The organism is Streptomyces sp. NPDC005141 (assembly GCF_053599975.1).
The window spans coordinates 1-6,619 of record NZ_JBSFYW010000129.1 but is presented as its reverse complement, the minus strand read 5'-3'; the positions used below and the strand labels follow the sequence as shown (position 1 = coordinate 6,619).

The 6,619-nt window shown below is 70.2% G+C and carries 7 protein-coding genes and 2 pseudogenes; 6 read left to right on the top strand and 3 right to left on the bottom strand.

Going from position 1 to position 6,619, the window contains the following annotated elements; all coding sequences use genetic code 11:
* A pseudogene (locus tag ACWD68_RS41300) lies at positions 1 to 152 on the top strand (MerR family transcriptional regulator); the annotation flags it as partial.
* 396 nt (positions 153 to 548) lie between these two features.
* On the opposite strand, the gene ACWD68_RS41295 reads toward ACWD68_RS41300, so the two are convergent.
* Positions 549 to 1,181: a TetR/AcrR family transcriptional regulator gene (locus ACWD68_RS41295; RefSeq protein WP_451811620.1), complete on the bottom strand. Its 633-nt coding sequence runs from the start codon at positions 1,179 to 1,181 to the stop codon at positions 549 to 551.
* A 62-nt stretch (positions 1,182 to 1,243) separates the two neighbouring features.
* Here ACWD68_RS41295 and ACWD68_RS41290 point away from each other — a divergent pair, with 62 nt between their 5' ends.
* Positions 1,244 to 1,534, top strand: a complete 291-nt coding sequence (locus ACWD68_RS41290; protein WP_451811619.1) for a hypothetical protein — start codon at positions 1,244 to 1,246, stop codon at positions 1,532 to 1,534.
* Positions 1,535 to 2,065: 531 nt separating this feature from the next.
* On the top strand, positions 2,066 to 2,587 hold the full coding sequence (locus ACWD68_RS41285) for a hypothetical protein (RefSeq protein WP_451811618.1): 522 nt from the start codon (positions 2,066 to 2,068) through the stop codon (positions 2,585 to 2,587).
* Between the two features lie 419 nt (positions 2,588 to 3,006).
* Here the strand turns inward: ACWD68_RS41285 and ACWD68_RS41280 are convergent, their stop codons facing one another.
* Both ACWD68_RS41280 and ACWD68_RS41275 read right to left on the bottom strand, forming a co-directional pair.
* On the bottom strand, positions 3,007 to 3,306 hold the full coding sequence (locus ACWD68_RS41280) for a hypothetical protein (protein WP_451811617.1): 300 nt from the start codon (positions 3,304 to 3,306) through the stop codon (positions 3,007 to 3,009).
* 77 nt (positions 3,307 to 3,383) lie between these two features.
* Positions 3,384 to 3,542 (bottom strand): hypothetical protein, encoded by a 159-nt coding sequence (locus tag ACWD68_RS41275; protein ID WP_451811616.1) that lies wholly within the window; start codon positions 3,540 to 3,542, stop codon positions 3,384 to 3,386.
* A gap of 392 nt (positions 3,543 to 3,934) precedes the next feature.
* Between ACWD68_RS41275 and ACWD68_RS41270 the strand changes: the two genes are divergently transcribed.
* From ACWD68_RS41270 to ACWD68_RS41260, 3 genes and pseudogenes are all read left to right on the top strand, one after another.
* Entirely contained in the window at positions 3,935 to 4,459 is a 525-nt protein-coding gene (locus tag ACWD68_RS41270; protein ID WP_451811615.1) for a hypothetical protein, read from the top strand.
* Positions 4,460 to 4,951: 492 nt separating this feature from the next.
* Positions 4,952 to 5,160 (top strand): annotated as a pseudogene (locus tag ACWD68_RS41265) (XRE family transcriptional regulator); the annotation flags it as partial.
* Positions 5,161 to 5,471: 311 nt separating this feature from the next.
* The gene (locus ACWD68_RS41260; protein WP_451811621.1) at positions 5,472 to 6,470 is read left to right on the top strand and encodes a DUF3103 family protein; all 999 of its coding nucleotides are present in this window, start codon (positions 5,472 to 5,474) and stop codon (positions 6,468 to 6,470) included.
* Positions 6,471 to 6,619: the final 149 nt, after the last annotated feature.

Sequence of the window (6,619 nt, the reverse complement as noted above, 5' to 3'; positions counted from 1 at the left end):
CCGCCCGCGCCCGCGAACTCGTCGACCACGGGACCCCCATCGAGGCCGCCTGCCGCATCGTCATCCTCGAAGACCAGCTCGAAGAAGCCCAGCGCCTCAACGCCGAATACCGCCGAACCGCCGAATCGGCCAACCCGACAGCCGCCGCCTGAGACGGCCAGGACCTGCAACTCCAACCATGGTCGCCGCCGGAGCAGATCACCCGGTTGCCTCACCGGTTCAGCGCCGTCAAAAATCGCGGGGCTCTCAGCTCTCCGGGACGACGCCCCGGAGAGCCCCTCCAGGACGCCCTCGCCGTTGTGCCACCTGCTCCTTGCGCACCTGGCGGATGAGGCCCACGCCGGACATCCCTTGCGCCTTCTGCCGCGCTGCGCCGCCGCGCCCTGCATCGAAGAGACCCGGCCGGGAGAGGGGGGAGGGGGCTGGGCCGGCCGCCGCGCTGTGCTCTTCGGCCCGTGTCCTTCCTCGGACTCGTGGCCGGCCGAAGTCCGGCCGCCACGCCGGGTCCTGCCCTGGCCGCCGGTGCCCGAGGGGGCCGGCGGCCGGGATCAGGCGAGCAGCAGTCGGCACCAGCTGTCGGCGAGCCACCGCTCGAACTGCTCGGGCGGCCAGCCGCGGTCCTCGACCAGCAGGCAGTAGAACTCGGGCGAGTTGGTGGCCCAGATGATGTCCGCCACCTCCTCCAGGTCCAGCCCGTGGCGCAGCTGACCCGTCGCGGCCAGGTCCCGGGCGAGCAGCCGCATGTTGTCCGCACGGCGCCGGGCGATGCCCTGCCAGACCTCCGCGACCTCCGGCGGCCCCGCTCGGGCGACGCGCAGCAGCGGGGCCAGCCGGGCGTGCATCTCCCGGACGGCTCGCGCGTAGCGGCGCAGCTTGCGGGCCGCGTCCGGCTCGGCGCGCATCTCGCGTACGTAGCCGCGCTCGGCCGCCGGAACGGCGTCCCCGGTGCCGGAGATGGCGGACTCCACCAGTTGCAGGAACAGCGCCGGTTTGCGGCCCGCCACCGTGTAGACGGTGTCGACCGCGACGCCCGCGCACTTGGCGAGCTGCGCCATTGTGGTCGCCGTGTAGCCGCGTTCGACGAACAGCCGCGTCGCCGCGTCCAGGATCGCCTGCCGGGTCGCCTGCGCCGCCGCCCGGCGGCGGCTCGTGTCGTACTGCCTCTTGACCTGTCTCTCCACACGATCGATGCTAGCCATATTCATCCGAAACAGCTTCGGTTGAATATGAGGGGTGTGGTCCCGTGACGTACGCGTTCACCTTCGAGGTGCCGATCGACCCGGCCACCTACGCACGCATCAGGGAAGGACTGGGACCGGACAAGCCCCCGGGGCTGGTGGCCCATCTCGTCCACCGCACACCCGGCGGGCTGCGGTACACCGATGTCTGGGAGTCGGAGGCGGACTGGAAGAGGTTCGTCGAGGAGCGTCTGCACCCGGTCGTGGACCGGGTGGTCACCGCGGCGCTGGGCTTCCGCCCGCCCGAGCCCGAAGTTGAGCACCTGGAGATGGTCGACGCCTGGATCGGCGGCTGACGGACGGAGGCGGCCAAGGCCCCGCCTTGGGCCAGGTGCAAAGTGCGCGGCTGGATGGCTTTCTGGCGTGTGGTTGAGCCGCTCCGGATCTGACGGGGCATCTCCAGTGAACGGGCAGGGTTCAGCTGCGGGGGCCGGTCAGCGGATGACGCGGATCATCACGATGAGGCCGGGGCGAGGCCGGGCCGGTGAGGGTCGGCTCCTCCGGCATCGTCATACCCCCACGACGTGTAGAGCGCTCGGGCCGTTCGTCTTTGGCGGCCGGGTTGACCAGGAACGGGACGAACGGCTCGTCGCGGGTGTGGCGAGGCGGGCGCTGGATACAGGACTTCGCCGTTCGGCTGTTCGGCGCGGGCGCGCAACGGCTGGTGGGCCTGGCCGTGCGCAACCCGCAACCCGCAACCCGCAACCCGCTGCCCGTGGCAACTGCCGCAGCCGGGTTGCTGCTTGGGGATATCGCCGCGGCTGCCTGTCTGTGCTGCCGTACGTTCGGCCCATGACGCACGCCATGGAACGTCGCCCGGGGCCCCGATGAGTGGCTGGTGGGCGTACCTGGAGGATCAGACCCGCCGGGAGGCCGACGCGAACGTGCTGCGCGATCGCCGGCTGATGGCAGTCAAGGCGGTGTGGGAGGCCCTGCGCCCACTGGGGCTGGGCTTGCGCGAGGCGGAGCAGGTGGTCCACGCGCGCTACGAGGCCCTCGGTGATCGGGTGCGGTACAGGCCGCCCGATCCGCTGGACGTCCCCTCGCTCGCAACCCGCGCCGCGGCACTCCCGGGCCAGGTGGCCGCAGTTGAGGCTCTGTGGGACGGCGACACGGTCCACGACTGGTTCGTGGTGCTGGTCGCCGTCCTGGACGACCCGGTCGGGGAGGGCCACTTGGCGACCGTCTACCACCGCCCTGGCGGGCCTCCGCCGGGCACCGCTGCCGCAGGGGCGGGCCGGGCGCTGGCCGGCTTCCTCGGGGTGCCGTTCCACTTCCCCTCCCCGGACGTCCCCGATGACGAGGCTCCGCGCTGGCGGACAGTGCGGCCTTTGCCCGAAGGCCGGTGATCGCAACAGTGGTGGATTGCCGCGGCGTCCAGGAGCAAGGGCGGGCGCCGGGCGCGTCCCGTTGCTCGGGCCGAGTTCCAGTCGGCCGCCTCCGCCCGGTACGGCGGTCAGGGGGCCATGAACTCGCGCGCGAAATGTCAGGGCCTCGGCCCGCGGAGGCCGTGCGGGTCTGGGCCTCCTGCGCGAACGCCAGGGCACCACCGTCCCTGCCAGTCAGGTTCCCCAGCGCGGCCTTCACCTTCACGCGACCCGAACATCGCCGCAGCGCCCTGGCCGAATTGGAACGCGATCGCGTCGGAGCTGGCCGAACTTGCTGGCCCAGGGGCGGCCCAGGTCAGGCGGTGCGGGGATTTCATCGCGCGGAACCCAGCCTTCTTCGCCCGCACGGAGCGACGCGTGGTGAGCTACTGGTCGGAGTGCTACCGCTGGAAGTACCCGGTGTCCGGGACGTATCCGGGGTGCACACCGCTCGAGGCGTGGGTCGCCTGCCGACCGTTTGCGGGTGCCTCACTGTTCATTGCGGCGGTGTCGTCGGTCCCGCTGTGGCTGTTGAAGAACGCAGGGTCCAGTACGAGGAAGGACTGACTCGCGCTGTAGCGGTGTTCGACGATGTCCGGGACGAGCCTGGTCTCGGCGGTTTCGATCAGGCCGCGCGTGTGGAGCTGCTTGATGTGCCGGTAGAGCGTGGTCTGTTGCTCGGCGCGAGGCCGGCCCGTCACCTCAGCGACCGTTCGTGGCACCAGCTCACTCGGCGCCCACGCGAACACCACCATGAGCACCGAGGCGGGTGTCTGCGTCAGCCGAGCAGGTCGACGGCGATGGCAGCCGCGGCGCCGGCCAGCACCCAGCCGAGCAGCAGGGTCGTGAGGACTCCTACAGTTCGATCCTCGTTGGGCTGGCCTGGCCGGGTCGGGTCGTACCGAACGCGGACGTACCGCCCACGCCAGCGCTCCATCACTTGCCCCACGCTCCCGCAAGGAAGCCCAGGGCGAGCCCTGCCAACACGGCGGGAAGAACCACCCGAAGACATGTTCCCAACGCATGCCCGCAGGCTACGGCCTCGCTTCGGGGAGGGGCGAAGGTGCGCATGTAGGCGAGCGGTGCCTCCGCTCATAGCGTTCATCTTCAATGCATTGCAACGATCGAGATATGGTCTGTTGCATTAGCTCAAAACTATTGCAACGATTATCCGTCGTCTACCTGCATCGATGAATCGAGAGTGCAATAAATCAGTTGTCAGATCAGTGAAGGCAACGTAGCGTTTCTGTCATCAGAAACAACGGACTGAGGCCTTCGCGGGCCGAGGGGTACGGGGTTTCGCAAGTGGGCGGCCAAGGGGGTTGGATCATGGATGCAGTAAAGAGCCGGCAGCGGACGGCGCCCGGCACCCTCACCGCCTTCGCCCGCTTCGTCCTCTGCGGCGGCGCAGTGGGACTCGCCTCCAGCCTCGCCGTGGCGGCCCTCGCCACACGGATTCCCTGGGGCCTTGCCAACGCTCTGATCACCACGGTCTCCACGCTCCTGGCCACCGAGCTGCACGCCCGCTTCTCCTTCGGCGCAGGCGCACACGCAACCTGGCGTCAGCACGCACAGTCGGCCGGCTCCGCGGTCGCCGCGTTCGCGCTGACGTGCACGGCGATGCTTGCCCTGCAGCAACTGGTGGCGGCACCCGGGGCCATGCTCGAGCAGATCGTCTATCTGTCCGCCTCCGCACTCGCCGGTCTCGCACGGTTCGCAGTCCTGCGCCTCGTCGTCTTCGCACGCAACCGCTCGCAGACCACAGCCACCGACCACACCACCCGCCCCGTACATGCGACCGTGACCCGGGCCGCGGCACCGTCCGGCCCGGCGATCCTCTGCCGCGCCGCCTGACCGCATCCGGACGCCGCGCCGCCCGGCCCGTCCGGCGGAGCCCGCCGGGCGGCTCACAGGCAGAGCCGGTGACAGGGTGTCAAGCCGCTGCAGCGCCGGCCGTCCCACGCCGGGCATCGATCTGCGCATCACCCCAACGCGCCTCTGGAGCCGGGGGATTCACCCCTGTCCGCTCCGAAGTCATGACCGGCCTCGCCGTGACCGCCCTCGTGGCCCGCCACCTCCCCGGCGAGAACGCCATCTTCTGGCGTGACCCGACACCGCCGAACCAAGGCCGCATTCCGGGATGCGGCAACGGGAGTAAGAGACCTCCGAGGGCGAGCGCGCCCCGGCCTCCGGAACGCGATCTGGCCGCAGCCGTTCTGGTGGGGCAGGACCTCGTCGAGGATCACGGTCTCGAGGTTTGCCCCATGGTCGATTCCGGGGCTTCCGGCGTGGAGAGCAAGCGCACGACGGGCAGGCGCCCGTGTTGTCGCGTAGGCGGCAGTGGGCGCCGCCGCTTTGGGCGGGAGTCAGGCGCAGGTGAGCCGGCGTCAGTCCGGTACCGCGGCCCTGGAGTCTGACTGACTGCGAGGCGGTCGCCCGGCATCGATGTTCTCGACCTCCTGGCGGGACCCACCCGGGCCACGGAGGCGCTGCCCGCCGGCCGCCGCCATGTTCCCGGATGCCATGTCAGCGCCTTTCGCCCGGTGGCCGTGTGAGAAGGAGTCTGCAGTCGCCGAGGACAATTCCGCAGCGCGCCCCTTGCTCGAACTGTCATGAACCCGCCATGCTTGCCCCGGTCTACTCGCATAGATTCACGGCTCCATCGCTCACCTGACAGTGCGTCCGTCCGCACCCGCTCCCGGGAGGAACGCCCAGTGAGACCTCGTCAACCGCGCCGTCGTGGCGCCGTCGCCGTCGTGGTGGCTTTACTCGCCCTGTCCGCCGGTCAGACCGTCAGCGCCCTGCCCGCAGCCGCAGCCGCTCCGGCAGCCGCGTCCACGGTCGCCGCGGCGCAGGATCGCGTGCCATAGCCCGCTCCCTCTCCGACCCCGCTTGGCGTGCCCGCCTCCAGCATGCCGCCCTGACCACCGACGAGGTGTCTGTCACCGCCCTGGCCGGCCGTGCCGACAACGGCCTGAAGTCCACGCTGGCCACGGCGGATCACCGGATCGCCGCCGCCAAGGGCCTCGACACCGGCATCGGTTCGCTGCTCCGGCTGCGACTCGGGGACCACGCGATGCGCAGCGCACTGACCGCCGGAAAGGCGCCCTGGGTGGCCCCCGCCACCACCGATGATCACGCCGGCACGATCGTCGCCTACGACAGCCGGGGCCGAGCCCACACGCTCGACGCCCGCCACGCACCCGCCCGTCCCGTGTACGTCGTGGACATCGACGGCTCCAAGGCGCTGGCCGCCGGCCTGGAGTTCCTGAACAGGCAACTGCGCCACTACGGCCTGGCCTCCGCCGCACCGGCACCAGCACCGAAGGCGGGCGCCACCAAGAGGCCGCAGGCCCAGGCAGCAGCCGGGGGCTTCTGGACCACCCGCATCAGCGCGGTGGAGCTCTCGGACGACGAGGAGCCCTGGGTCAAGGGCGACGCCGAGATCTACACGCTGGTCACCGGCTTCGGGCAGGACGGCAGCGTACGTGTCGACCCCGTCGACATGCCCTACCTCGACAATGACGGCACGGTCTACCGGCCCGGCCAGATCCTGGTCAACTGGTCGAACTACAAGTACAACCTGGCCGATGCCGTGATGATGGAGGAGGACGGCAGCACCAACTACCGCGACCTCGCCAAGGCCATTGCCGCTGCCCTGCTCACCATCACCGATCAGGGAACCTATATCCCCCTGGTGAACGCGATCATGGATGCCATCCCGAACGACTGGTGGACGGACGATCCCGACTACGTCGACTCCTGGTACACCCTGGCCAGCAGCGACAACGGCACCCGCTACGGCGCTCGCGGCAACGGCTGGATGACCGTCGAGCCGTACTTCGTCCAGCAGTTGTCAACTTGACCCGGCCCTGAAGGACTGGGCTTGGAGGTAGTGTCCAGCTGGCTGCTGGGTTGTCTCCTCCGTCCGGACACCCCTATGGGGTGGCAGGGACGCGTGACTCACGCCCCGCGTTCCACACGCTCTCGCCGCGTCGGGCGATGTTGTGGGAA

Excerpts from the sequence above, each read along its gene's own strand:
- ACWD68_RS41270 (WP_451811615.1), top strand. The coding sequence starts at position 3,935 with ATGGATGCAGTAAAGAGCCGGCAGCGGACGGCGCCCGGCACCCTCACC.
- ACWD68_RS41285 (WP_451811618.1), top strand. The coding sequence starts at position 2,066 with ATGAGTGGCTGGTGGGCGTACCTGGAGGATCAGACCCGCCGGGAGGCC.
- ACWD68_RS41275 (WP_451811616.1), bottom strand. The coding sequence starts at position 3,542 with ATGGAGCGCTGGCGTGGGCGGTACGTCCGCGTTCGGTACGACCCGACC.